Origin of the sequence: Bacillus sp. PAMC26543 (assembly GCF_014250375.1) — a bacterium.
GTDB classification, from domain to species: Bacteria; Bacillota; Bacilli; order Bacillales; family Bacillaceae; genus Bacillus; species Bacillus halotolerans.
Map to the genome: position 1 here is coordinate 256,284 of NZ_CP060193.1, position 25,359 is coordinate 281,642.

General features: G+C 45.6%; 20 protein-coding genes, 2 pseudogenes and 3 riboswitches. Of the genes and pseudogenes, 14 read left to right on the forward strand and 8 right to left on the reverse strand.

All coding sequences use genetic code 11. From position 1 onward, the window contains the following. Positions 1-5: 5 nt before the first annotated feature. A pseudogene (locus tag H7F27_RS01285) lies at positions 6-1,290 on the reverse strand (MFS transporter). Positions 1,291-1,500: 210 nt separating this feature from the next. Here H7F27_RS01285 and H7F27_RS01290 point away from each other — a divergent pair. The 5 genes from H7F27_RS01290 to H7F27_RS01310 all read left to right on the forward strand — a co-directional run bounded on the left by H7F27_RS01290 (position 1,501) and on the right by H7F27_RS01310 (position 7,897). Next, positions 1,501-2,181: a hypothetical protein gene (locus tag H7F27_RS01290; RefSeq protein ID WP_185848447.1), complete on the forward strand. Its 681-nt coding sequence runs from the start codon at positions 1,501-1,503 to the stop codon at positions 2,179-2,181. Positions 2,182-2,277: 96 nt separating this feature from the next. After that, a complete protein-coding gene (gene licT / locus H7F27_RS01295) occupies positions 2,278-3,111 on the forward strand; it encodes a BglG family transcription antiterminator LicT (protein WP_185848448.1) in 834 nt (277 codons plus the stop codon). Positions 3,112-3,421: 310 nt separating this feature from the next. Further along, positions 3,422-5,254 carry a beta-glucoside-specific PTS transporter subunit IIABC gene (locus tag H7F27_RS01300; RefSeq protein ID WP_185848449.1) on the forward strand — a complete coding sequence of 611 codons (1,833 nt, stop codon included), beginning with the start codon at positions 3,422-3,424 and terminating at the stop codon, positions 5,252-5,254. Between the two features lie 19 nt (positions 5,255-5,273). Continuing rightward, complete coding sequence (locus tag H7F27_RS01305; protein ID WP_095712680.1) at positions 5,274-6,695, forward strand: glycoside hydrolase family 1 protein; 1,422 nt, start codon at positions 5,274-5,276, stop codon at positions 6,693-6,695. Positions 6,696-6,790: 95 nt separating this feature from the next. After that, positions 6,791-7,897 carry a hypothetical protein gene (locus H7F27_RS01310; RefSeq protein ID WP_095712681.1) on the forward strand — a complete coding sequence of 369 codons (1,107 nt, stop codon included), beginning with the start codon at positions 6,791-6,793 and terminating at the stop codon, positions 7,895-7,897. Positions 7,898-7,941: 44 nt separating this feature from the next. On the opposite strand, the gene citH is transcribed toward H7F27_RS01310, so the two are convergent. Next, positions 7,942-9,222 carry a citrate transporter CitH gene (gene citH / locus H7F27_RS01315; RefSeq protein WP_185848450.1) on the reverse strand — a complete coding sequence of 427 codons (1,281 nt, stop codon included), beginning with the start codon at positions 9,220-9,222 and terminating at the stop codon, positions 7,942-7,944. Positions 9,223-9,429: 207 nt separating this feature from the next. Between citH and H7F27_RS01320 the strand changes: the two genes are divergently transcribed. The 3 genes from H7F27_RS01320 (at position 9,430) to H7F27_RS01330 (ending at position 12,651) form a co-directional block, all read left to right on the forward strand. Then, positions 9,430-11,490 (forward strand): catalase, encoded by a 2,061-nt coding sequence (locus tag H7F27_RS01320; RefSeq protein ID WP_185848451.1) that lies wholly within the window; start codon positions 9,430-9,432, stop codon positions 11,488-11,490. Positions 11,491-11,539: 49 nt separating this feature from the next. Beyond that, complete coding sequence (locus H7F27_RS01325) at positions 11,540-11,830, forward strand: hypothetical protein (RefSeq protein WP_024123376.1); 291 nt, start codon at positions 11,540-11,542, stop codon at positions 11,828-11,830. Between the two features lie 146 nt (positions 11,831-11,976). Further along, positions 11,977-12,651, forward strand: a complete 675-nt coding sequence (locus H7F27_RS01330) for a DUF3298 and DUF4163 domain-containing protein (RefSeq protein ID WP_185848452.1) — start codon at positions 11,977-11,979, stop codon at positions 12,649-12,651. Positions 12,652-12,693: 42 nt separating this feature from the next. On the opposite strand, the gene H7F27_RS01335 is transcribed toward H7F27_RS01330, so the two are convergent. Further along, complete coding sequence (locus H7F27_RS01335; RefSeq protein WP_095712686.1) at positions 12,694-13,887, reverse strand: NupC/NupG family nucleoside CNT transporter; 1,194 nt, start codon at positions 13,885-13,887, stop codon at positions 12,694-12,696. 127 nt (positions 13,888-14,014) lie between these two features. Further along, a riboswitch (purine riboswitch) is annotated at positions 14,015-14,116 on the reverse strand. Positions 14,117-15,011: 895 nt separating this feature from the next. On the opposite strand from H7F27_RS01335, the gene H7F27_RS01340 reads away from it, so the two are divergent. From H7F27_RS01340 to H7F27_RS01365, 6 genes are all read left to right on the forward strand, one after another. Continuing rightward, positions 15,012-15,854: a methyltransferase domain-containing protein gene (locus H7F27_RS01340; RefSeq protein ID WP_038954317.1), complete on the forward strand. Its 843-nt coding sequence runs from the start codon at positions 15,012-15,014 to the stop codon at positions 15,852-15,854. Between the two features lie 231 nt (positions 15,855-16,085). Further along, complete coding sequence (locus H7F27_RS01345; protein WP_095712687.1) at positions 16,086-17,525, forward strand: GntP family permease; 1,440 nt, start codon at positions 16,086-16,088, stop codon at positions 17,523-17,525. A gap of 24 nt (positions 17,526-17,549) precedes the next feature. Next, positions 17,550-18,263, forward strand: coding sequence for a CoA transferase subunit A (locus tag H7F27_RS01350; RefSeq protein WP_095712688.1), 714 nt, complete (start codon positions 17,550-17,552; stop codon positions 18,261-18,263). Beyond that, a complete protein-coding gene (locus tag H7F27_RS01355) occupies positions 18,260-18,916 on the forward strand; it encodes a CoA transferase subunit B (protein ID WP_024123370.1) in 657 nt (218 codons plus the stop codon). Before H7F27_RS01350 ends, H7F27_RS01355 begins: the two co-directional genes overlap by 4 nt. A gap of 17 nt (positions 18,917-18,933) precedes the next feature. Beyond that, a complete protein-coding gene (locus tag H7F27_RS01360; protein WP_095712689.1) occupies positions 18,934-19,707 on the forward strand; it encodes a 3-hydroxybutyrate dehydrogenase in 774 nt (257 codons plus the stop codon). 80 nt (positions 19,708-19,787) lie between these two features. Further along, the gene (locus H7F27_RS01365) at positions 19,788-21,182 is read left to right on the forward strand and encodes a sigma-54 interaction domain-containing protein (RefSeq protein WP_095712772.1); all 1,395 of its coding nucleotides are present in this window, start codon (positions 19,788-19,790) and stop codon (positions 21,180-21,182) included. A gap of 47 nt (positions 21,183-21,229) precedes the next feature. On the opposite strand, the gene H7F27_RS01370 is transcribed toward H7F27_RS01365, so the two are convergent. The 5 genes and pseudogenes from H7F27_RS01370 to H7F27_RS20750 form a co-directional block, all read right to left on the reverse strand. Continuing rightward, entirely contained in the window at positions 21,230-22,369 is a 1,140-nt protein-coding gene (locus H7F27_RS01370; RefSeq protein WP_059335375.1) for a 5-methyltetrahydropteroyltriglutamate--homocysteine S-methyltransferase, read from the reverse strand. 78 nt (positions 22,370-22,447) lie between these two features. Beyond that, a riboswitch (SAM riboswitch) is annotated at positions 22,448-22,555 on the reverse strand. A 68-nt stretch (positions 22,556-22,623) separates the two neighbouring features. Beyond that, entirely contained in the window at positions 22,624-23,757 is a 1,134-nt protein-coding gene (locus H7F27_RS01375; protein WP_185848453.1) for a 5-methyltetrahydropteroyltriglutamate--homocysteine S-methyltransferase, read from the reverse strand. A gap of 84 nt (positions 23,758-23,841) precedes the next feature. Next, positions 23,842-23,948, reverse strand: a riboswitch (SAM riboswitch). Positions 23,949-24,013: 65 nt separating this feature from the next. Continuing rightward, a complete protein-coding gene (locus tag H7F27_RS01380; protein WP_185848454.1) occupies positions 24,014-24,502 on the reverse strand; it encodes an LURP-one-related/scramblase family protein in 489 nt (162 codons plus the stop codon). A 174-nt stretch (positions 24,503-24,676) separates the two neighbouring features. Beyond that, positions 24,677-24,955 (reverse strand): annotated as a pseudogene (locus H7F27_RS20745) (hypothetical protein). 277 nt (positions 24,956-25,232) lie between these two features. Continuing rightward, on the reverse strand, positions 25,233-25,358 hold the full coding sequence (locus H7F27_RS20750; protein ID WP_010332428.1) for a hypothetical protein: 126 nt from the start codon (positions 25,356-25,358) through the stop codon (positions 25,233-25,235). Position 25,359: the final 1 nt, after the last annotated feature.

The following is a 25,359-nucleotide window of genomic DNA, read 5'->3' on the forward strand; positions in this document are numbered from 1 at the left end:
CCCAGTTAAAGGGGCAGGTCATTTTCGTGATGGCTGATATTGGTGCTGTTTTCTTCCGGCACAAAGGCGAGGATGACAATTCCGATCACAAACAAAATGATCAGGCTGAACACCGCGGTCGATGATTTTCCGGTAAGCTGGGCGGTAACGGCGATGAGCAGCGGCCCCATAATTGAGGCGAATTTTCCGAAAATGTTGTAGAAGCCGAAGAATTCATTTGCATGGTGTTTCGGGACGAGCTTGGCAAAATAGGAGCGGCTTAATGCTTGAATGCCGCCCTGCGAGGTGGCGACAAGCATGGCTAGAATCCAGAAATCAAACGTCGTTTCCAGAAAATACGCATATACGCAGACAATCATATATATGACGATGCCAACGTACAGCATTGTTTTCCCTGTGAAGCGTTCCGCCAGTCTTCCGTATAAAATGGCAAACGGCGCGGCGACGACCTGAGTGACAAACAGGATGATCAGAAGACTTGTGGAGCTGATGCCCAAATCTGACCCGTAAGAGGTCGACATCGTAATAATGGTGCCGACTCCATCGATATAAAAGAAATAAGCGAGCAGAAAGAGGAACAGCGCCCGGTACTGCCGGATCCGTTTCAACGTTTGTCCGAGGCGTTTAAAGCTGTTGGCTATGATGCGGGGTTCTCTTTTGATGTAATAGCGCTGATGAACGTGTTTCAGCATCGGAATGGTAAACAGTCCCCACCAAGCGGCCGTTATAAAAAAGGACAGCTGGCTTGCGCCAGACACAGACATCGGAATCGTTTCTGCTTGTGCGAGCAGGATGACGGCGATGCTGAGGATAAATGGGATCGTGCTGCCGATATAGCCTAAGCCAAAGCCGCGGGCGGAGACGAGATTCATCCGTTCCTCAGGCGTGACGTCAACGAGGAAGGCGTCGTAGAATACATTGGCGCCGGAAAAAACCGACAGCCGATATGGTGTAGAACAGCAGCAATAGCAGCCAATGTTCACTTGGAATAAATGCAAGCGCCGCGGTACAGGCGACACCGGCTGACACAAAGAAACCGAAGAACTTTTTTTTGCAGCCTTCATAGTCGGCGATGGTTCCTAAAATCGGGCCGAGCATGGCGAGAATAAAGGTAGAAATCGCTATCGTATAACCTAAATAAGCAGTTGATTGAGCAGCGCTGACACCGCCTTCCGCAGCGGCTGATTTATAAAACAACGGAAATACCGCGGTTGTGACGACAATGGAATAAGCAGAGTTTGCCCAGTCATATACAACCCAGCTGTTTTCTTGTTTCGTAAAACGTTTCATCTGCAGAGCCCCTCCCCAGTAACGATACTTCTATTGTACGAGAAACCGCATAGAAAAGGATGGAACCGTGGTCAATTTTTACAAAATGTTTATGTTCTATATAGGTCAAATAATACTTTTGGTTTATTGCTGACACATCATATATCTGGTACGATTTAACTATATTTTGCCGCATTTTCCAGAAGGGTTTCAGCAGAGAGGAGACAGAGCATGAGGCGAATAGGCTTGTTGATAAGCCTGCTGGTTGCTGTTCTTGCGATGAGCGCATGTGAAAGCGAAAGCGATGTTCAGAACGCTGCCCAACATGATCAAAAGACGATCAAACAAAGCATGATAAAATCACTGGGCAGCAAGAAAAAGCAAGACTTTCAGACCCTATCAAACGATATGCAGCTGGCGGTTGTTTTCAGTTCTATGGTACACGTAAGCGAGACGTTTGATTATGGGATCGGCAACCCTGAATATTTCATTCGCAGCAGCATGACAGAAGAGGAAGCAGATATAGCGAAGAAAAATCTTGAATCAATTAAACTCGAAAACGGCCGGCTCAAAAAACAAAACAGCGAGGCATTCGCAATGCTTCAAAAAACCCGCAATCAAGAAAAGAGCCGCAATGAGAATCAGCAGCTTAAAGTCAATAGAGACACCTTTTTTGAGATTACCGGCAGCATGATCGCGCTCATCAATCAGGTCACCCCGAAAAACGCTAAACAAACAAGAAAACAGCTGGATCAGCTGAAAAAACAATATACGAAATACAATGCCGAAAGCATCAACTTAATGAATGGCATAGTCAAGAAGCAGGGGGCAGATAAGGAATCCTATGAACGCCAACTTGAGGCGCTGCTTCAGAAACAGAGCGGGCAGACGGTGCTGAGTGAAGTATATTGACCGGATCGCTGCTCTTTCCCTGAAGATATTGACCTAGTACAAAAAGAATGTACAATCAAGGTGTAGTCTGTTCTTAGCTGATTGGAGGGACATGTCATGAAGATTGCGAAGGTGATCAACAATAACGTGATCAGTGTGGTCAATGAACAAGGGAACGAATTGGTCATCATGGGCAGAGGGCTCGCATTCCAAAAAAAGTCCGGCGACGAGGTCGATGAAGCACGCATTGAGAAGGTGTTCACTCTCGATAACAAGGATGTATCAGAGAAATTTAAAACCCTTTTGTATGAAATACCGCTCGAGTGTATGGAAGTGTGTGAGGACATTATCAGCTATGCGAAGTTACAGCTTGGCAAAAAGCTGAACGACAGCATCTACGTGTCGCTGACCGATCATATTAACTTTGCCATACAGCGCAATAAAAAGGGCCTTGATATCAAAAATGCTTTGCTGTGGGAAACCAAACGGCTGTACAAAGATGAGTTTGCCATTGGCAAAGAAGCGCTGCATATGGTAAAAAACAAGACAGGTGTTTCCCTGCCGGAGGATGAAGCAGGTTTTATTGCCCTCCATATCGTGAATGCCGAACTCAATGAAGAGATGCCCAATATTATTAACATTACAAAAGTGATGCAAGAGATTTTAAGTATTGTAAAATATCATTTTAATATTGAATTTGATGAAGAATCGCTGCATTATTACCGGTTTGTCACTCACCTGAAGTTTTTCGCACAGCGTCTTTTTAACGGAACCTACCTGGAAAGCCAGGACGATTTTTTGCTGGAAACGGTGAAAGAAAAATATCATCGCGCGTATGACTGCACGAAGAAAATCAAAGCGTATATGGAACAAGAATATGAACACAAACTCACCAGGGACGAGCTGCTGTACTTAACGATTCATATTGAAAGGGTCGTCAAACAAACATGATGAAAGCGTTGACATTTTTGTTTTCGTGTGTTAATTTTTTCTCACATCAATATATTATGATTTTAGGATTGTTACTGATAAGCAGGCAAAACCTAAATTACGATGAGTGCGGAGGATCTCTGTCTGTGCTGGTGGTAATTTAGGTTTTTATTTTTTTCAGGGGATGGTGATGGTGCAAAATTGAAGAAAAATCGAATGATGAAGTTTTATAGGATTGTTACTGGTCAGCAGGCAAAACCTAAACTACTTGTTCCTATTGTGGCAGGGGTAGTTTAGGTTTTTTATTTTTCAGCGGAAGGGATGAGGGGAAATGGGGATTCAGGCAGCAGCCAGAGACATTTTACAATTGGTCGGCGGGGAAGAAAATGTGCGTTCACTTGTACATTGTGCGACGCGCTTGCGTTTTACGCTGAACGACCGCTCAAAAGCAGACAAAGACAAAATAGAAGCTTTAGACGATGTCGTGACTGTTGTGGAAAGCGGCGGGCAGTTTCAGGTGGTCATCGGTAATCATGTTTCCGAAGTGTATCGCGAGATTGGAAAGATATCAAGTGTGCTGCAGGATGACCAAACAGAGCGTTATGCTCAGAAAGGGAATCTGTTCGGCCGGCTGGTTGATATCGTATCGAGCATTTTTACGCCTTTGCTTGGCGTGATGGCGGGAGCGGGAATTTTAAAGGGCCTGCTTATGATCTGTACAAATGCCGGCTGGCTCAAAACTGAGGATACAACTTACACGATTTTGTATGCCGCCGCAGACAGCCTGTTTTATTTTCTGCCATTGCTGCTTGCCATTACAGCTGCCCGAAAATTCGGCGCAAACGTGTTTGTGTCTGTCACGGTTGCGGGGGCGCTCATCTATCCAACCATTATTGAACTGAAGAATGGCAATGCGGATACCGATTTTTTTGGCATTCCTGTTGTTTTAATGAATTACACATCAACCGTTATACCGATCATCCTGGCGATTTTCGTGATGAGCTGCATGGAGAAGTTTCTAAACAGGCTGATTCATGACAGTGTAAAAACCTTCATTACGCCGCTGATCTGTTTAGTGACGGTCGTGCCGCTCACATTAATCGTGTTCGGGCCGATTGGCGTAAATGCCGGGAATGGCATCGCGGCTGTGATTCTGGCGATCTTTCATTTTAATCCGATGCTGGCCGGTGCCGTAATCGCAGCCCTTTGGCAGATCCTTGTCATCTTCGGCATTCACTGGGGTATCGTGCCGGTTATTTTAAACAATATTGCGGTCAACGGGCAGGATTCTATCAAACCGGCTACAGCAGCTGCTGTGTTTGCCCAAACAGGTGCCGCCATCGGAGTCATGTTAAAAACGAAAAATAAAAAATTGAAGGCGCTTGCGGGCTCCGCCGCTGTCACCGGAATTTTCGGCATTACGGAACCTGCCGTTTATGGGGTGACGCTCCGACTGAAAAAACCTTTTGTATGCGGTGTCATCAGTGCGGCTGTTGGCGGCGCGATTATCGGGCAGGCTCACAGTGTGGCCATCGCTTCAGGTGCGCCGGGTCTATTGACCATCCCGATTTTCTACGGACAGGGGTTTGCAGGCTTTATCTTGGGAATCTCGGTATCTTTTATTCTCTCAATTATCCTAACGTACATTGTCGCTTTTGAAGATCCCGCGGAAAAAGCAGATGCCAAAACGGAACCGCCAGCACCTGCCACACATCATGAACAGATCAGCAGTCCATTAGAAGGAAGCGTGATTCCGTTAGCGGAAGTGAAGGATAAGGTGTTCGCATCGGAGATGCTTGGAAAGGGGATTGCGATTTTGCCGGAGAAAGGCCGGCTGGTGGCTCCGGCAGATGGCGTGATATCGACCGTTTTCCCGACTGGCCATGCATTCGGCATGATCACCCATCAGGAAACAGAAATCCTGATTCACCTCGGATTTGATACGGTGAAGCTGGAAGGAAAACACTTTTATCCTAAAGTGGTGCAGGGGCAAGCCGTCAAACAAGGCGATCTGCTGGCTGAATTTGATTTAGAGGAGTTAATAAAAGCAGGGTTTGATATGAACACGCCGATCATCATCACAAACACAGATCAATATACCGACGTCATTCAAACTGATCAAAAGCAAGTCAAAACAGAAGATAGAATTCTTTCTTTAATCTAAAACATTGGAGGAACAAACGATGAACTATAACAAACTTGCGGCATTTCCGGAGAACTTTTTGTGGGGAGCATCAACTTCTGCTTATCAGGTTGAAGGCGCGTGGAACGAAGATGGAAAGGGACCTTCAGTGATTGACGCCCGCGACAGCTATCCTGAGGGAACGACTGATTTTAAGGTAGCCAGCGACCATTATCACCGTTATAAAGAAGACGTTGCGCTGTTTGCTGAAATGGGCTTTAAAGCATACCGTTTTTCTATCGCCTGGACGCGCATTATTCCTGATGGCGACGGAGACATCAATCCAAAGGGGATTGAATTTTACAGCAATCTGATTGATGAGCTGCTCAAATATAAGATTGAACCGATCGTCACGATGTATCACTTTGATCTGCCGAATGCATTGCAGGAAAAAGGAGGCTGGTCAAAGCGATCTGCAATTGACGCTTTTGAACGGTATTCGAAGGTGCTGTTTGAACACTTCGGTGACCGTGTCAAGTACTGGCTGACGATCAATGAACAAAACATGATGATCCTGCATGGAAGTGCGCTGGGCACACTTGATCCGAATCTGAAAAACCCGAAAAAAGAACTGTATCAGCAAAATCACCACATGCTGGTGGCACAGGCGAAGGCTATGAATCTATGCCATGAGATGCTGCCGGAAGCCAAGATCGGCCCAGCTCCAAACATTGCGCTGATTTACCCGGCATCTTCAAAACCGGAAGATGTTGTCGCAGCCTTCAACTACAATGCAATCCGCAACTGGCTCTATTTAGATATGGCGGTTCACGGGCGTTATAACACGACAGCTTGGGCATATATGAAAGAAAAAGGCTATACGCCAGTCATTGAAGATGGTGATATGGAGATTCTGCGATCTGCGAAGCCTGATTTTATCGCATTTAACTACTACACGTCTCAAACGGCGGAAGCAAGCAAAGGCGACGGCTCGGACGAAGCAGCGCGCGGAGGAGACCAGCATTTGAAAACGGGGGAAGACGGCGTCTACCGCGGCAGCGCCAACCCGAACCTGAAGAAAAACGATTTCGGCTGGGAAATTGATCCGGTTGGCTTCCGTTCCACACTTCGTGAAATCTATGACCGCTACCAGCTGCCATTGATCATCACAGAAAACGGGTTAGGCGCTTTCGATCAACTGGAAGAAAATGATACGGTTAATGACGATTACCGGATTGATTATGTAAAGCAGCACATTGAACAAATTCAATGGGCGATTACAGACGGCGTTGACGTATTCGGCTACTCACCGTGGTCTGCGATTGACTTAATTTCCACGCACCAGGGCTGTTCTAAACGCTACGGCTTCATCTATGTCAATCGTGATGAATTCGATCTGAAAGACCTGCGCCGTATTCGCAAGAAAAGCTTTTATTGGTATAAAGAGCTGATTGCTTCGAATGGCGCGTCAATGAACCGATAGAAAAAATAAACAATTTATGAAAATAAATATATTTATGTAAATGATCCGAGCTCCTTGCCGATATGTATAGTATAAAATTGGAAAGGGGTTTGTATATGAAGAACAAAAAAATTGTTTCACTGCCTTTTTTGTGTACTGTGTTGCTTGTTGTTTTTAGTTTATGTATGAGTTCAAATGCTGCCTCAGCGCAAAGTGTGTTAAAAGATAAACCAATCATGGAGCAGCAGGAAAAACTGAAAAAACAAAAGGAAACTGAGGATGTTTCATTAAATCAAGCGAAGCAAGTAAGCCTTAAAACGGACAATAAAACAGAAAAGATGAAAGTGAAGAAGCCTTCGAATGAGAATGTTTTTAAAACAAGTTCCATGTACAACTCCGATGACCAGGTTTTCAATACAACCTCTGTCCTTGATGAAAATAATCCTGATGATATGTACTTTTTCAGTACTTCGTCAGATCGAACCCTTATCACAAGAATTCTTTCAGACAACAGCGATTACCATCTGAAATTGTATGTTGTCAATTGGGATACAGGAGAAGCTCAGCCGTCTAATATATCAATGGCAGCAGGGAACTTAGTGCTTTTAAAAGAGCTTCCCGCTGGCGATTATATGATCCGGGTTTACTCTGAAGGAACGACGGGAGATTCATATAACATTCAGTTAAATGCGAAAAACCCTTCAAATTATTCAAGTGTAAAATCGGTAACGTCTAATTTACAAGCCTTTGTTGCTGAGTATGGAGACGGTTCCGTTTATGCTAATGGTACACTGCTGTACAATTCTAATACGAAAACATCTTCATTAGACTGGGAAAGAGAATATTATTTTTCCTATGGAGGCGGGTATAATCAGCGCACCCATTCCATTTCTGATGTGAAGGTTAAAAATATTTCTGACCCTGTCACTTATCGTTCGAGTTATGCAAGTTCAAGCTCAGCCATCATGGTTTACTTAGACACAGGCACGCTTTTTATGCATCATGTATCAGCTTATCAGTCCGGGGTAGGTTATGATGATTCTTTCCTTGATACGTTAGGTAAAAAAACACCTAGAAGGCTTGATGCGGATGACCAGAACTATGGGGACCATATATTGATCGTTGATCTGAAAACCGGCAAAGCGATAGACTTTTTCAGTGTTTTAAATTACTACTATGCTTCAGGTGCTGAAAGCTTGCCTGTCATAAAATTTATCAATTAAATTACCAAAAAAGGATTTCCGGCAGCGGAAATCCTTTTCTCACGTTAAAACGAAATAATCCCAATCAGCAGTGCCGCAATCGTCATCACAATGGTTGTTCCCACGGCCCATTTGATCGTGAATTTTTGATGCTCGCCAAAGCTGACGCCCGCCATTCCGACCAATAAATAAGTGGAAGGAACGAGAGGACTGAGCAAATGCACAGGCTGGCCCAGCAAAGAGGCTCTGCCGATTTCTGCGGCATCTATTCCGTAAGCAGCTGCGGCTTCTGTGATGATCGGCAGAACACCGAAGTAAAAGGCGTCATTTGACATAAAAAAGGTAAATGGCATGCTGACGATGGCTGTAATCAAGGGCAGGTGCGGGCCCATGGCGTCAGGGATGAGTGATACGAGAGAATGCGCCATGGCGTTTACCATTTTTGTGCCCGACAAAATGCCTGTGAAAATGCCGGCGGCAAATACCATGGAGACAACGTTTAACGCATTTCCTGCATGCGCTGAGATTCGCTTTTGCTGCTCTTTTACATTCGGATAGTTCACCATCAAGGCGATAGCAAATGCGATCATAAAAAGAACAGGAAGCGGGAGCAGGCTGGTGATCAGAGCGGCCATCAGCACGACAGTCAGCAGCAGATTAAACCACTGGAGAGCGGGGCGTTTGAGCGGCGCTGTATCCGGATCGGAGGCGTGCTGGTGTTCAATTGAGATGACGCCGAGCCGTTTCCGTTCTTTTTTTCCTAGAATATAGGCTACGGCAAGCACCCAAAGAATGCCGGCAATCATAGCAGGAATCAGCGGAGTGAAGACTTCTGACGTGTCCAATTTGAGAGAAGCCAAAACCCTTGCAGTCGGCCCTCCCCACGGAATAATATTCATGACTCCCGACCCGAGCATTGCAATTCCCGCCAACACCAGCCGGTTCATGCCGAGCCGTTTGTATAGCGGAAGCATCGCAGCAATGGTAATCATATACGTTGTTGTCCCATCTCCGTCCAGCGAAATGGTCATCGTCAACACCGCTGTGCCGACAGCGATTTTTAATGGATCTCCTCTGACAAGGGATAAGATTTTGGCAATAAGCGGATCGAACAAACCTGAATCAATCATGATGCCGAAATACAGGATTGCAAATAATAGCATGATGCCTGTCGGAGCGAGGCCTGTTACACCCTGAAGCATCATATCGCCCAGGTCTTTGCCGAATCCGCTGATCAGGGCAAACACAACAGGAACGACAATCAAGGCAATAAGAGCGGAAAGCCGGTTAGACATAATAAGATACATGAAGACAATGATCATCACAAAACCAAGTATGGCAAGCACGATATGACCTCCCCCATTCAACAGCACAATTTTAGTAAGCGCTTCCACACTTCGAGAAGGCTTATTTCAAATATTTATGACCTCATGTTGACAAGTAGACCTAAAAACCTAGAGAGCAGATGAGCAGTTTATATGCAGATCGCCACGGGTAAATGTGCTGTAGAATGTTTATTTTTGAGATCTGGAATAGGAAAAGGGGGAGCAGACATGAGTGATGATCAAAACAAACGAGTCAATGAACACTCAAAAGACGAGCAGCTCGAACAGTACAGGGTCGATAACAGCGGAAAGAAAATGACGACAAACCAAGGTGTACGGGTGTCTGAGGACGAACATTCGTTAAAAGCCGGAGTTCGCGGCCCGACATTGATGGAGGATTTTCACTTTCGGGAGAAGATGACCCATTTTGACCATGAGAGAATCCCTGAACGGATCGTGCATGCGCGCGGGTATGGCGTGCATGGCTTTTTTCAGGTTTACGAGCCGATGACAGAATTCACCCGGGCGAAATTTCTTCAGGACCCTTCGGTGAAGACACCGGTATTTGTCCGGTTTTCAACAGTTGCGGGCTCCAAAGGCTCCGCTGACACGGTGCGTGACGCCAGAGGCTTTGCGACGAAATTCTACACCGAAGAAGGAAACTATGATCTAGTAGGCAATAATATTCCGGTTTTCTTTATTCAGGATGCGATCAAATTCCCGGATTTGGTGCATGCGTTTAAGCCTGAGCCGCACAATGAAATGCCTCAGGCCGCGACAGCTCATGATACGTTTTGGGACTTTGTCGCCAATAATCCAGAGTCGGCTCACATGGTGATGTGGACGATGTCTGACAGAGGCATTCCCCGCAGCTACCGGATGATGGAGGGCTTTGGCGTTCACACGTTCCGTTTTGTGAACGAACAAGGAAAGGCGCGTTTCGTGAAATTCCATTGGAAGCCGGTGCTCGGCGTGCATTCTCTCGTATGGGATGAAGCGCAGAAAATTGCCGGAAAAGACCCTGATTTCCACCGCCGCGACCTGTGGGAAACGATTGAAAACGGCGACGTTGTTGAATATGAGCTAGGCGTGCAGATGATAGATGAAGAAGATGAATTCAAATTTGACTTTGATATTCTTGATCCGACGAAGCTTTGGCCGGAAGAGCTTGTGCCGGTGAAGATCATTGGGAAAATGACGCTGAACCGCAATCAGGATAATGTATTTGCTGAAACTGAGCAAGTCGCATTCCACCCGGGAAATGTGGTGCCGGGCATTGACTTCACAAATGATCCGCTGCTGCAGGGACGGCTTTTCTCTTATACGGATACACAGCTGATCCGTCTTGGCGGTCCGAACTTCCACGAGATTCCGATTAACCGCCCGGTATGTCCGTTCCATAACAACCAGTACGACGGTTATCACCGGATGACCATCAACAAGGGGCCGGTCGCTTATCATAAAAACTCTCTGCAGAACAATGACCCGTCTCCTGCGTCAGCCGAAGAAGGCGGTTACGTCCACTATCAGGAGAAAGTAGAGGGCAGAAAAATCCGCCAGCGGAGCGACAGTTTCAATAATTACTACTCACAGGCAAAACTGTTCTGGAACAGCATGTCACCGGTTGAGAAAAAGCACATCATTTCTGCCTTTTGCTTCGAGGTCGGGAAGGTCAAAAGCAAAGATGTGCAGCGGCAGGTCGTAGATGTCTTCAGCAACGTAGATACTGTCTTGGCAGAAGAAATCGCCAAAGGAGTAGGTGTGGCGCCGCCGGCGAAACGCAAAGCATCAAAAGAAATCCTTACCTCACCTGCATTAAGCCAAGCCCGTACAGTGAAAACAGCGTCAACGAGAAAAGTCGCGGTTCTCGCCGGCAATGGTTTTGATGAAAAAGAACTGCAAACAGTGCTTGATACCTTAAAACAAGAAGGGATCATAGCGGATATCATCAGTCAAACGCTGGGGTACATCACAAGCGGCGCCGGACAGCAGCTTGAGGTCAGCGGCACATTCCTGACGACAGACTCTGTTCTGTATGACGCGGTTTATGCCGCAGGAGGACCTGAATTAAAAGAAGATAAACAAGCGATGGCGTTTATCAGAGAAGCCTACAATCACTATAAGGCGGTCGGCGCGGCAAACGAAGGAGTTGGCCTCCTCAAATCAGCTGTCGGCACAACAGAGGGGCCGGGCGTTGTGACAACAAAAGACGAAGATGATTACACCGGCTTTAGCAAAGCGTTTATCGAAGCAGTTGCCGCCCACCGCCATTGGGATAGACGAATTTGATTCGCTCCTGTATCTTAGAGGAAGATACTTTTCATAAGGAGCATGACATATGAACGAAAAACAGCTCGCAGAGGCTTACGAGCGCGACGAAAATATGATGATATTAGTGTTCGCCCAATGGTGTGTGAACCATGATCTTGATCCGTTGGAGCTATATGCCAAAGCATATCCGCAGCAAAAGCTGAATGAAAGCTTGAAAAAAACAGTGGAAGAACTGATCGTGCCGAAGAACGAATCAGAACACATACCTGACCAGACCGTCATCGCGGTGTTGGAGATGTTTGGGAATATTGATTTGGCACAAGCGGTTCACGAAGTGATTGCTGAGCGTAAACAGTAAAAAAGAGACAGTATGTTGTCTCTTTTTTATTTGGGAAAAATCGAGCAGATCGACCTAGAAACTTCTTTTCACTTCATCAGTCTATAAAAGTGTGCGTTACAGAAAAAAGGGAATGATAAACGAAGAAAATCAAAGGAGGAAATTGTATGAAATGGAATAGAATGATGAGACTCGCCGTTGCTGCTGCTGTCTTGCTTTTTAGTGTATTTGCATATGCGGCCCCATCTTTAAAAGCGGTTCAAGCGAAAACGCCGACTGTAAGCAGCCATACGTACAAAAAGATCAAGGAATTAAAGTATCCTCAGGTGCATCACATCGGGAATGCCGCGTTTGAAAAGAACATCAATCAAGAGCTGAAAGCCTACATTGAACAATCGTATCAGGAATATCTGAAAAACAAAAAAGCAGGCGAACAGCAGGGCTTCAACGCGGAATATCAAACATCCTTCAGCGTCAAATATAATGCGGCTGGCAAGCTCAGCATACAAACGCTCAATTATATCTATTCAGGCGGCGCCCATGGTTTAACGTCTGTTCAGTCCTTCAACTATGACTTGAACACACACAAGCGGGTGACACTGAATCAGATTCTGAATACCAAAACAAAAGTCAGCAAAACGAAAGATTACCTATACAGCTATATCAAAAAACATGACACGCTGTTTTTCCCTGATGTAAAGAAAGAGGATATTACCCTTAACCAAGACACAACGTTTTACTTTACGAAAAACGGAATCGCCATCGTCTTCGGCCAGTATGACTTAGGACCATATGCAGCCGGAATCCGGGATGTACAGGTACCTTCCTCTATTTATCAATAATCAAAAGAGCCATATCCTTAAAAGGGATATGGCTCAATGTTTCTACCACACAAACAGGCCGACAATCGCAGCACTTAGTAAAGATACCGCAATTCCGCTGACGAGCAGCTTCCACACGTTTCTCCCGATCACGGTTGACTTTTCGCCGTCAAGGATCGAGTTATACGTTCCGTAAATCATGCCGACAGTACTGAAGTTGGCAAATGACGTCAGGAATGTCGTTGCTACCGCAACTGTGTGAGGCGGTAGTGTTTTCAGATTGTTTTTCAAGTCAAGCATTGCAACAAACTCGTTCGTCGCCAATTTCATTCCCATCAGCTGCGCAACATACATCGCGTCGTGTACCGGCAGCCCAAGCAGGAATGCGAACGGACTGAAGAGATAAGCAAAAATCGTCTGGATGGTCAGGCCGTGTACGAAAACGCCAAGAATGCCATTGACTGCTGACGTTAACGCCACATATCCAATCACCATTGCCAAAATAACGATCACCATGTTCATGCCGACAAGCATACTGTTAGAAATCGTAGAGAAAAAGTCTTTTTTCTCTTCTTTAGGCGGTGTATAGATGATGTCTTCATCCTCCGGCACATGCACTGGATTCAGCAGGTTTGCGATAATCAGCGCGTTTAAGCAGTTTAAAGGAATGGCTGTAAACACGTATGTCGCCGGCACCATTGACAGGTAAGATCCAATAATGGAGCCGCTGATGCTGCTCATGCTCATTAAGCCGAATGTGAGCAGGCGGTTGTTGTTTAATACTGTGAGCTGCTGGCGAATGACTGCCAGAGCTTCTGTATTTCCCAAGAACATCATTTGAATAGAGAAAAAGCTTTCTAATTTCGGCAAGCGGGAAGCCTTTGAGATCACCCAGCCGATTTTATCAATCAGCCATGGCAAAATGCCGAAATATGTTAAGATGTCAAAGAATGTGACGATGAAAATAATTGGAAGAAGTGCGCTGAAGAAAAAGTCTACCGTTTCATTTGCCATCACAGAAGGGAAGGCAAACGCGATCCCGTCACTGGCACAAGCAATCAGCCAAGTGAAGAAATTTCCAATTTGTCCGATGGCCCAGCTGCCAATTTTTGTCCCCAGCATAAACCACGTAATCAAAAGCTCCAGAACAATTAACGTAATGATTGGACGCCACTGGATTTTCTTTTTCTGCGGGGAGCATAGGAACACAACTGCCATAATCACAATGAGACCGACAAGGTTTAATAAAAAGTACATGATAGCAACTCCTATGAGGTTTATTATGGAAATGAAAAAAGCCCTTATCCTTCACAAATTCTGGAAGTGCAGAAAGTGTGAAAAATAAGAGCAAACAGAAAAGAACTTGTCCTTTTCAACTCGTTCAAATTTATTCAAACTTTCTTGTAGTCTAGTTTTTTACGGTTACTAGGTAGAAACAATCAGACCTTATTACTGATTATATACAAGAATGTCTTTTTTCTAAGATAATAGCAGTATTTTATCCTTTCACTTTTTGAAAATCAACCTTTTTAACTATTTTCAAAATAATAAATTTATATTTCGAAGTCGAGAAAATAAAGGAAAATCACATTGGATTGTTATGCTGAAATTGTGATCAGGAATGAAGCATTTCATCATCACAGGCACGTCAAGAGGAATTGGTGAAGAAATGAATACATGCTGACCATCGGCTGTACTGTATGTCAAGACAGCCTAATCAAAGGCTGATCAAACAATATGAAGCGGAGGAGATGATACAAATACCTGCAGATCAATTGCACCTATGGTGACCACCTCCATTTTATGAAGCGCAACAAGCACATCAAAACGGATAAGCGAATCATGAATATCTCGTCAGCTTCCAGCTAAATATCTGCTGCCTTCACAAAGCTGCTGCAGCACGTCAAAAGCGGGCAGGGTTCATTTTCTAAAAGCATCAGTCTGGAGCAGGCGGATCAGCTGTATCCCGGATTGATTGATACCCGGCTGCAAACTGAAATCCGATCCGTTCGTAAAGAGGATTTTCCTGATGCTGATCAATTCATTCAGTTAGAGAAAGAAGGAAGATTGCAGTCTGCTTATTAATTGACCTTCTGAACAGTGAGGAGTTCGGGCAGCCGCCTCTCGGTGAGAATCTTGTTCCTATTTCTGGATGATTGTTGTATCATAATAGCGGGGAAACCCTCTATGCAGCAAAAAGGAGTTCTTTTTTATGATTATTCAATTCATTCGTTATAGATAATGACAGGTATAGACGACGTTCCAGACCTGGCCAAAAAGTTAGATAGGCCCAGGTTTATTTGTCTATGCCTTTTTCATTTATTTAAAAACGAATGAATGAGGTGTTTTTTGTGTCAAACATAAAGAAGCATGCTGCTTATATGAATCAATTTGTCTCTCAATTTCGATGCCCGATTTGCGATTCTTCAATGAAGGTCACATCTTGGAAAAGTTTGGTTTGTTTCAAGAGCGGGCATACGTTTGATATATCCCGGCATGGGTACGTAAATTTCCTGACAAAGCCGGTCAAAAGCAGCTATCGGGCGGGGCTTTTCGAAGCAAGAAGCCGGCTGATGGCAGAGTATCATTTTTTTGCACCGCTTCATCAGGCAATAGCTGACTTGATCAGTGACCGTAAGTCTGAAAAAGAGACGTTAACCATTTTAGACTGCGGATGCGGTGAGGGGACCCACTTGAAAGCGGTGTGCGATCTGCTTCAAGAAAAGAAAACAGTTCGCGGAATTGGGATTGATATTGCCAAGGATGGCATTTTACGAGCTTCAAAAAATAGTGGCGGAAAGCTGTGGGCCGTAGCCGATGTAGCTAATGCGCCCTTTCAAGACCGGCAATTTGATGTCATTCTATCGATTTTCTCACCTTCAAATTATGCAGAGTTTCACAGACTGCTGAAAAAAGATGGTTTGGTTATAAAGGTAGTTCCTCAAAGAGATTATTTAACAGAACTAAGGCAGGTTTTATACGCAGATTCAGAAAGACGAACCTATTCCAATACACCTGCAATTGAGCGCTTTACCACACATTTTCAGCTCGATCATCTGATGAGGCTGCGCTATACCAAAACGCTTCATCAGCAAGGCGTAGAATGGCTTCTGAACATGACACCGTTAGCCTGGTCCGCATCGGATGAAAACATCAACCGGTTTAGAAAAATGGAATCGGCTCAGCTGACAGTTGATGTCGATGTATTAATCGGAACGAAATGAGTGAAAGAGGAAAGCTCCCAAAAAGGAGCTTTCCTTTCTTGTTTTCCGCAAAAACGGAATTTTCCACCGGATTGGAATAGTTATCTCGCATTTTCCGTAAATATGGAAGGGGAGAGGCTTGAAATGGTGTTCTGGCAACTGGCACAGAACTTGCATTAGAAATGACGGAAAGGGAGGGGATATTTTGTAAACGCTTTCCTTTTCTCAGACAAGCGGAAAAGAGGGATGTTTGTGGACATTATTATTATTCTTTTGGCTTTGGGTTTGCTGATGTTTGTCGCCTATCGGGGATTTTCAGTCATTTTGTTTGCTCCGATTTGCGCCTTATTTGCTGTGCTGCTGACAGATCCAAGCTTTGTGCTTCCTTTTTTCTCAACCATATTTATGGAAAAGATGGCGGGGTTTATTAAGCTGTACTTTCCGGTATTTCTGCTTGGCGCCATTTTCGGAAAGGTTGTCGAGATGTCCGGCTTGGCGGCTTCCATTGCGAAGACAATTGTCAGACTGGTCGGGGCGAAACGAGCAACACTCGCTATCGTATTGATGGGCGCCATTTTAACGTACAGCGGAGTCAGCCTGTTTGTTGTCGTCTTTGCTGTATACCCCTTTGCGAAAAATATGTTCAAAGAAGCTGACATCCCGAAGCGCCTCATACCGGGGACGATTGCTCTCGGGGCATTTACTTTTACAATGGACGCACTGCCGGGTACACCGCAAATCCAAAATGTAATTCCTACGACGTTTTTCAAAACAGACATTTACGCCGCCCCTTGGCTTGGTATGATCGGTGCGGTGTTTGTGCTGGCGGCGGGTATGTTCTACTTGGAATCGAGGCGCAAAAAAGCAGAGAAAACGGGCGAAGGCTACGCCGGTTTTCAATCGGAGATTTCTGCCGCGCGTGAGCCATCTGATCTTGCCCCGGAACAAAGCCCGCCGGTCTTAGAGCCTGACACAAGTAAGGTCCGGCACGCACTCGCTTTTGTTCCTCTTATTCTCGTTGGTGTGATGAACAAATGTTTCACCACGTTCCTTCCCAAATGGTATCCGAATGAATTTGATTTTTCCGCCATAGGATTGGGAGAGTTCGGGAAACTTGATATCTCCTCCGCGGTTGCCATTTGGTCAGTGGAGCTGGCCCTCCTGATCGGAATCATCGCAACCATTTTGTTTGATTGGAGAAAAGTGTTTGGACAGCTAAAGGAAGGACTGAATGAAGGGATCGGCGGCGCTTTGCTTGCATCGATGAATACAGGCGCCGAGTATGGTTTCGGCGGTGTCATTGCTGCGCTGCCGGGGTTTCATAAGCTGAGCAGCGGCATTTCACATACGTTTACGGATCCGCTTGTAAACGGAGCTGTGACGACAACAACGCTGGCAGGGATCACCGGATCGGCCTCAGGGGGAATGGGAATCGCGTTAAGTGCGATGTCTGATCAATATTTGAAAGCGATTCAGACCTATCACATACCGCCTGAAGTGATGCACCGGGTCATTTCAATGGCGTCAGGAGGCATGGATACGCTTCCGCATAATGGGGCGGTGATCACCCTGCTGGCTGTGACGGGTCTGACCCATCGCCAATCGTATCGGGATATTTTTGCGATTACTCTCATCAAAACCGCCGCCGTATTTGTGATTATCGCGATTTACAGTTTGACGGGCCTTGTATAGGACAAAACGAAAGGGGAATCAGATATGGGAAAAGTGCTGTCATCAAGTAAGGAAGCCGCAGAACTTATTCGGGAGGGGGATACACTGATCGCGGGCGGATTCGGCCTGTGCGGAATTCCCGAGCAGCTCATTCTGGCGATAAGGGATAAAGGGGTAAAAGATTTAACCGTCGTCAGCAATAATTGCGGAGTTGATGATTGGGGGCTCGGCCTTCTGTTGGCAAACAAGCAAATCAAAAAAATGATCGCCTCCTACGTTGGTGAAAACAAAATTTTTGAAAAGCAATTTTTAAGCGGAGAATTGGAAGTGGAATTGGTTCCCCAAGGGACGCTCGCTGAAAGAATCCGAGCAGGAGGAGCAGGCATACCTGGATTTTATACAGCCACAGGCGCCGGAACCACCATCGCTGACGGGAAAGAGCATAAAACCTTTGACGGACGCACATATGTGTTAGAAAAAGGAATTACTGGGGACGTCGCCATTGTAAAAGCGTGGAAAGCGGACACCATGGGAAATTTAGTTTTTCGGAAAACGGCTAGAAACTTCAATCCGGTTGCCGCCATGGCGGGAAAGATCACAATTGCCGAGGCAGAAGAAATTGTTGAGGCTGGAGAACTCGATCCCGACCACATCCACACGCCTGGTATTTACGTACAGCATGTTGTGCTCGGCACACATGAAAAGCGGATTGAAAAACGAACCGTTCGGCAAGCGAAGGGAAAGGAGGCGGCACAATGAAGGAAGCCAGAAAACGAATGGTCAAACGTGCTGTAAAGGAAATAAAAGACGGTATGAACGTCAATCTTGGGATAGGGATGCCGACACTTGTCGCAAATGAGATACCCGAGGGCGTGCATGTGATGCTTCAATCAGAAAACGGTTTGCTCGGGATCGGCCCGTATCCGCTGGAAGGAACGGAAGACCCGGATCTGATAAATGCGGGGAAAGAAACGATCACCGCCGTAACAGGCGCATCCTATTTTGACAGCGCGGAATCCTTTGCGATGATACGAGGCGGGCATATCGACCTGGCCATCCTTGGGGGCATGGAGGTTTCTGAGCAAGGGGATTTGGCGAACTGGATGATTCCGGGGAAAATGGTGAAGGGAATGGGCGGCGCTATGGACTTGGTCAACGGGGCTAAGCGAATCGTCGTCATCATGGAGCACGTCAATAAACATGGGGAATCGAAGGTGAAAAAACAATGCTCCCTCCCGCTGACAGGACAGAAAGTCGTTCATCGGCTGATTACTGATTTAGCTGTTTTTGATTTTGATAATGGACATATGACATTGACTGAGCTCCAGGACGGTGTCACGCTGGAAGAGGTATATGAGAAAACTGAAGCTGACTTCGCCGTAAGCCAGTCAGTCATCCGGCAAAAATCTTGAGCAGGAAGGTGTATGTCATGAAAAAACAAGTCGCTCTTGTGACAGGCGCAGCCGGCGGAATCGGATTTGAAATCGCAAAGGAATTCGCCCGGGAAGGCGCCGATGTCATTATTTCAGATGTAAATCAAAAAGCGTGCGGTGAGGCCGCCGCCAAGCTGAATGAGGAAGGCTTTAGCGCCACGGGCATTCCATGTGACGTAACAAAGGAAGAGCAAATCTCTGATATCGTCCATACTATCAAGACCCGATACGGACGTTTGGATACTTTGGTGAATAACGCAGGCATGCAGCATGTCGCGCCGATTGAAGAGTTTCCGACAGAACGGTTTGAACAGCTTATTCGCGTCATGCTGACCGCGCCATTCATCGCAATGAAACATGTCTTTCCCCTTATGAAAAAACAGCAGTTCGGCAGGATCATCAATATCGCGTCTGTGAACGGACTGGTGGGGTTTGCGGGAAAAGCCGCTTATAACAGCGCAAAGCATGGCGTCATTGGGCTGACAAAGGTGGGGGCGCTGGAAGGCGCGCCCCACGGGATTACGGTGAATGCACTCTGCCCGGGATATGTGGACACACAGCTTGTCCGCAATCAGCTGAGCGATCTTTCTAAAACAAGAAATGTTCCCTATGAATCGGTTCTGGAAGAGGTGATTTTTCCGCTTGTGCCGCAAAAACGTCTTCTCTCGGTTAAAGAAATTGCTGATTATGCCGTATTTTTGGCGAGTGAAAAGGCGAAAGGCGTCACAGGGCAGGCGGTCGTGCTGGATGGAGGCTACACAGCTCAATAATAGATTCTTGTATTCATAGGAGGCTCTCGTTTATCATAAGGTTGAAAGCGATTACAAAATGTGACGGGAGCGACAGGGAGATGAAACATTCTATTAAAAGATTACCCTTTGAATGGCTGGATGAAATCATCAACCTTGCGGCGGAATGTATTGTTGTGGTTGATCATGAGGGGAAAATTCTCTATATCAATCCGGCGTACTGTGACTTTCTAAAAAAAACAGAGGAAGAAGCGATAGGGAAACCCGTTCAGGACGTGATTGAAAACTCGAGAATGCACATCGTGGCGAAGACGGGGCGGACAGAGGCTGCCGCTATTCATCCGATTAACGGCAGCGAAATGATCGCCAACCGGTATCCGCTCTATGTGAACCAGCAGCTTGTAGGAGCGGTCGGAACCGTTATGTTTCGCAATCCGCAGGAATGGATGGATTATTCAAGAAAAATTAAACCCCTCCTCAATGAACTCAATTACTACAAAAATAGATACGAAAAAGAGCTTTTCAGTAAATACCACTTTGGCGACTTGATCGGAAACAGTCCTCTTTTTATGGAAGCGAAACGGCTGGCTGAACGGGTATCTGACAGCCAATCGGCCGTTTTGCTTTTAGGAGAATCAGGCACGGGAAAAGAGCTGTTTGCACACGCCATCCATCAGAACAGCCGCCGCCGGTATGCTCCCTTTCTGCGCGTCAACTGCGCCTCGATCCCAGAGCATTTGTTTGAATCAGAAATGTTCGGATACGAAGACGGCGCTTTTACGGGGGCAAAAAAAGGCGGGAAAAAAGGAAAATTCGAACTTGCGCATCAAGGAACCATTTTCCTTGATGAAGTAGGTGATATGCCGTTACATATGCAAAGCAAAATCCTTCGCGTACTGCAGGAGAAAGAGATAGAGCGGATCGGCGCAAGAAGCCCGGTCCCAATAGATGTACGAGTGATTGCGGCGACACACCGAAATCTCGAAGAAATGGTCCGGGAAGGAGACTTCCGGCAAGACCTCTATTACCGACTGAATGTGATCAACATTCAAATCCCGTCCTTAAGAGAGCGCATAGAGGATGTAGTGCCGATCGCGGGGCTTCTATTAAAAAAACTTGAACGGAAATTTGGCTTTGATGGCTTGGAGCTTTCTAAAGAAGCAATTGCAGTGCTTCAGAGCTATTCTTGGCCGGGAAACATACGAGAATTGGAAAATGTCCTAGAACGGGCTGTCAACGTCCTCGACGGCAAACGAATCGAACCGAAACACCTGAATCTCACTTCTGAAGATCAACCCATCCAAAGAACAATCAAAATCCGGGAATATCAATCTATACAGCCATTAAAAGAGACAATCGCTGAGGCGGAAAAAAACGCGATCATCGAGGCGCTTGCCGCAGCAGACGGCAATAAAATAAAGGCAGCAAAGCTATTAGGCATAGGAAAAACAAGCTTATATGAAAAATGCAAAGCCTATCAAATTGAGCAGGCATAAAAAAACACACTTGCCCCGCCAGGGAATCAAGTGTGTTTTTCTGTTCCTTATTTCCAAACATCGTTAGCGATCTCAACAACATGGCGCAGCTTCGCCCATTGCTGTTCCTCGGTCAGCTTGTTGCCTTCCTCAGTTGAAGCGAATCCGCATTGCGGGCTCAGGCACAACTGATCTAGGCTGACATAACGGGACGCCTCTTCGATACGGCGTTTCACGTCATCAGGATGTTCAAGCTCACCGAATTTAGATGTCACCAAGCCTAGGACAAGCTGAAGATCAGAGCGTTTCACGTAACGAAGCGGTTCGAATCCGCCTGAGCGTGAATCATCATACTCTAAGAAAAGCCCATCCAGATTCAAGCCGTCAAAAATGGTTTCCGCCGCCGCATCATAACCGCCTTCAGCTGTCCAAGTGGACTGGAAGTTGCCGCGGCAAATATGCATGGTAATGGTCATATCATCCGGACGGTCGGCAATTGCGTCATTGATCGACTTCGCAAACAGCTGGCGAAGCTCGTCAGGCGTTGTTCCGAATGCTTCCACTTGTTTCAAGCCTTTTTCAGATAAGAAAACAGCCCATGCTGTATCATCAAGCTGGAGGTAACGGCAGCCTCTGTCATAAAACGCTTGAATCGCTTTTTTATACGCTTTTGATACATCATGCTGGAAAAGAGCATAATCGTTTTTGTATGCATCCTTTTCCAATCTGCCGCGGAAAAAGAGCATATTCGGACTTGGAATTGTCATTTTTGGCGTTGCATCACCAGCGATGCCATGTAAAAATGAGTAATCTTCGAGCATTGGGTGATTTGAGAAATCAATATCGCCTGTCACTTTGATGCCGCGTGCTTTTGTCTGTACATTATGGAACTGGATACCCTGTTCAGGTATAAACGGCTCAACGCCATCCAGATTTTCAAGGAAATCAAAATGCCACCACGCTCTGCGGAATTCCCCGTCTGTCACGACGTTCAGGCCGGTTTCTTTTTGTTTTTCCACAATGCGGATGATTTCATCGTTTTCAATCTGGCGAAGCTGTTCGGCAGTGATTTCGCCGGCCGCCTTTTGCAGCCGCGCTTTTTTGACGGGCTCAGATCTCAGCAGGCTTCCGACTTGATCCGCGCGAAACGGCGTTTTTTTTCTCTGAAGCGATTGTTTTTGTTCTGCGGGTGTTGTTTGCTGTGACATGTTGTTCATTCCTTCTTTCCATTCGAATATAAAAAAGCTCTTCCTTTGGATAAGGAAGAGCTTGCGTGAACAATCTCAACCTTATCTTCTAGAGCAAAAATCTGCTCTAAAGGATTTAGCACCATTCTGTTAAACAGCGGTTGCCGGGTATCGCAGGGCCAGTCCCTCCACCTCTCTTGATAAGGAAAACCTTTTTATGAAATTTTCTGATAGTATCTATTATTCACACATTTCTCTTTTCTGTCAATGATAGATTATTTCCACACATCATTGGCAATGTCGACCACATGACGGAGCTTCGCCCACTGCTGCTCCTCAGTCAAAAGGTTTCCTTCTTCTGTTGAAGCGAAACCGCACTGCGGGCTCAAGCAAAGCTGATCTAAGCTGACAAAGCGCGCAGCTTCGCTGATTCGGCGTTTGACATCCTCTGGGTCCTCAAGTTCTCCGTATTTGGATGTAATCAAGCCTAAGACAATTTGCAGATCCTTGCGTTTGACAAAACGAAGCGGGTCAAAGTTTCCGGAGCGGTCATCATCGTATTCCAAGAACAAGCCGTCAAGGTCTAAACCGTCAAGAATCGTTTCCGCTACAGCGTCGTAGCCTCCAGATGCCGCCCAAGTTGAACGGAAGTTGCCGCGGCAAATGTGCATCGTGACCGTTAAGTCGTCAGGACGGTCCGCCACTGCATCGTTAATCGTTTTGGCAAACAACGCAGGCAATGTTTCCGGATCACCGCCGAGGGCTCGGACAACCTCTCTGCCTTTTTCTTCAAAGAAGAGAGACCATGACGTATCATCGAGCTGAAGATAGCGGCAGCCCGCATCATAGAAAGCGTTAATCGCTTTTTTGTACGCCTGGGCCAGATCATGAAAATATTCCTCCTGATCGGGATATACGCCTTGATCAGCTTTTTCACCGAAAAACAGCATATTCGGACTTGGAATTGTCAGTTTTGCTGTCGCATCTCCGGCAATGCTGTGTAAAAATTGATAATCGGCAAGCGCCGGATGGCTGGTGAAATCCAGTTTTCCCGTCACCTTAATGCTGCGGGCTTTTGTTTTCGCGTTATGGAACTGAATTCCTTCAGCCGGGATGAACGGTTCCACTCCGTCGAGCCCTTCCAGGAAATCGTAATGCCACCACGAACGGCGGAACTCTCCGTCGGTTACAACGTTTAGGCCGATTTCCTTTTGCTTTTCGACAATGCGGGTGATTTCTTTATTTTCAATATCACGAAGCTGTTCTGCCGTGATCTCGCCGGCCGCTTGTTTTTGCCGCGCCTCTTTTACTGGGGCGGATCGTAATAAACTGCCGACATGATCGGCGCGGAAAGGGGCTTTCTTTTGTTTTTCTGATTTCTGTGCTGCAAGGTTTACTTGTTGAGCCATATCATTCGCCTCTTTTCTAAAATGTTTGCTGCATGAAAAAAGCTCTTCCTTTGTGTAAGGAAGAGCTTGAACGATCAAATCTCTGCCTCATCTGCAAGAACGCGATGTTCTTAAGGATTTAGCACCATTCTGTGTAAAACAGCGGTTGCCGGGTATCATAGGGCCAGTCCCTCCACCTCTCTTGATAAGGTATGTCTTCATATTCAGATTTCAATTATCTTAATATTATTACTTTTGGATCAATTGTCAACACTTTTTAGAAAATACTTTCATCTTCATCGTCATATAATACCATATCCAGTATGATAGCAATGGCCGTGCAAATCAGCACATCTTCATCGTTTGCAATCTGCAAGTGATAGGAATCACCCCAGCTCAGCCACTTCTTGCTCACCGACATCCGGACATTCTTTCCGTCCGTCAGCTGGAATTCATCCTTCCACAAGTCACCGTCAATTTCCCAGTTAAGCTTAGAAATTTCAAATTTTGGTTTGAAAAATGTTAGTTTCTTCGTCACCTCACAAACTGTTTCCCCGCCAATTGAAATCACATATCGCGGCAATAAAGACATTACTTTTTGTTCTATGGAAACGAGTGTTTTTCCGGATGAATCTGTCATTTGCAGCGAGTCCCCTAACGAAAAGAACCGGCCCTCGACCTTGAATGTCTCTTGTTCATCCCGGTCATAAATGTGAAATGCATCTTTAAACGAGAACATCTTTTGTTTCATAAATAATTCGATCATTGCTGAAGTCTCCTTTTGATTTGCCTTGTAAGAGATTACGGACAGGGGGGCAAAAAGGTTTCAAGTTCCAAATCTAGTAACCAGAAACGCTCTGGCCGTTTTTTACAAGTGATTAATGTTTCTAAATTAAAAAAAGGCTGCATCGTTCAGCAGCCTTTCTTTTGAAATATAGTATTAGGAAAGATGCATCCGGCGTTTTTGGCGGATGGCGTCAAGGTCGATTAGGTTATTATGATGAGGAACGGGTGCAGGAAGAGGGCTTGTCTTTTGCGGTTTTCGTCTATTGTCTTTGCTGAATGAAAAGAGAAGATAGCCACATAATGCGATGATAATAAATAGGATCATTTTACATACCTCCCAAAAAAAGTTTTGGTATTCTCTATTGTACGGATAAAACGTCTAAAAGTATTCAAAAAATTCTAAATCAACTAATAATAAATGCGTATCCCTCAAAAATCCTTTTCTCCGATGACCTGAAAATAGTCTTGCATTAAGCCTGTGTTTTTCCTTTTTATTGGTTCTATAGTTACTATCGACGTTAAAATGAATTCCTTTATATAACTTTTAACCTAAATTTCTGTAATTCAAATTAACTATATATGGATAATGTGTTCTTCTTTGTTTGATGTATACCCTATTTTGAGGAATTGAACACAAAAAACCCAAATTACGGAGCATTTGGGCGGAAAATTGGAATGGTTGGCTGATTTGAGGGGAGTCCGGCGAAGGGTCAGAAAAAGCGTTTGAACATTCTTCTTATTTTTTTAAATGGGTTTGATCGTTTTGTTTGCATTTTGAGCGGGCGGGAAATCATCCATTTTTTGAACAGGCTTTTTGCGGCAATTGTGTTCTTCATC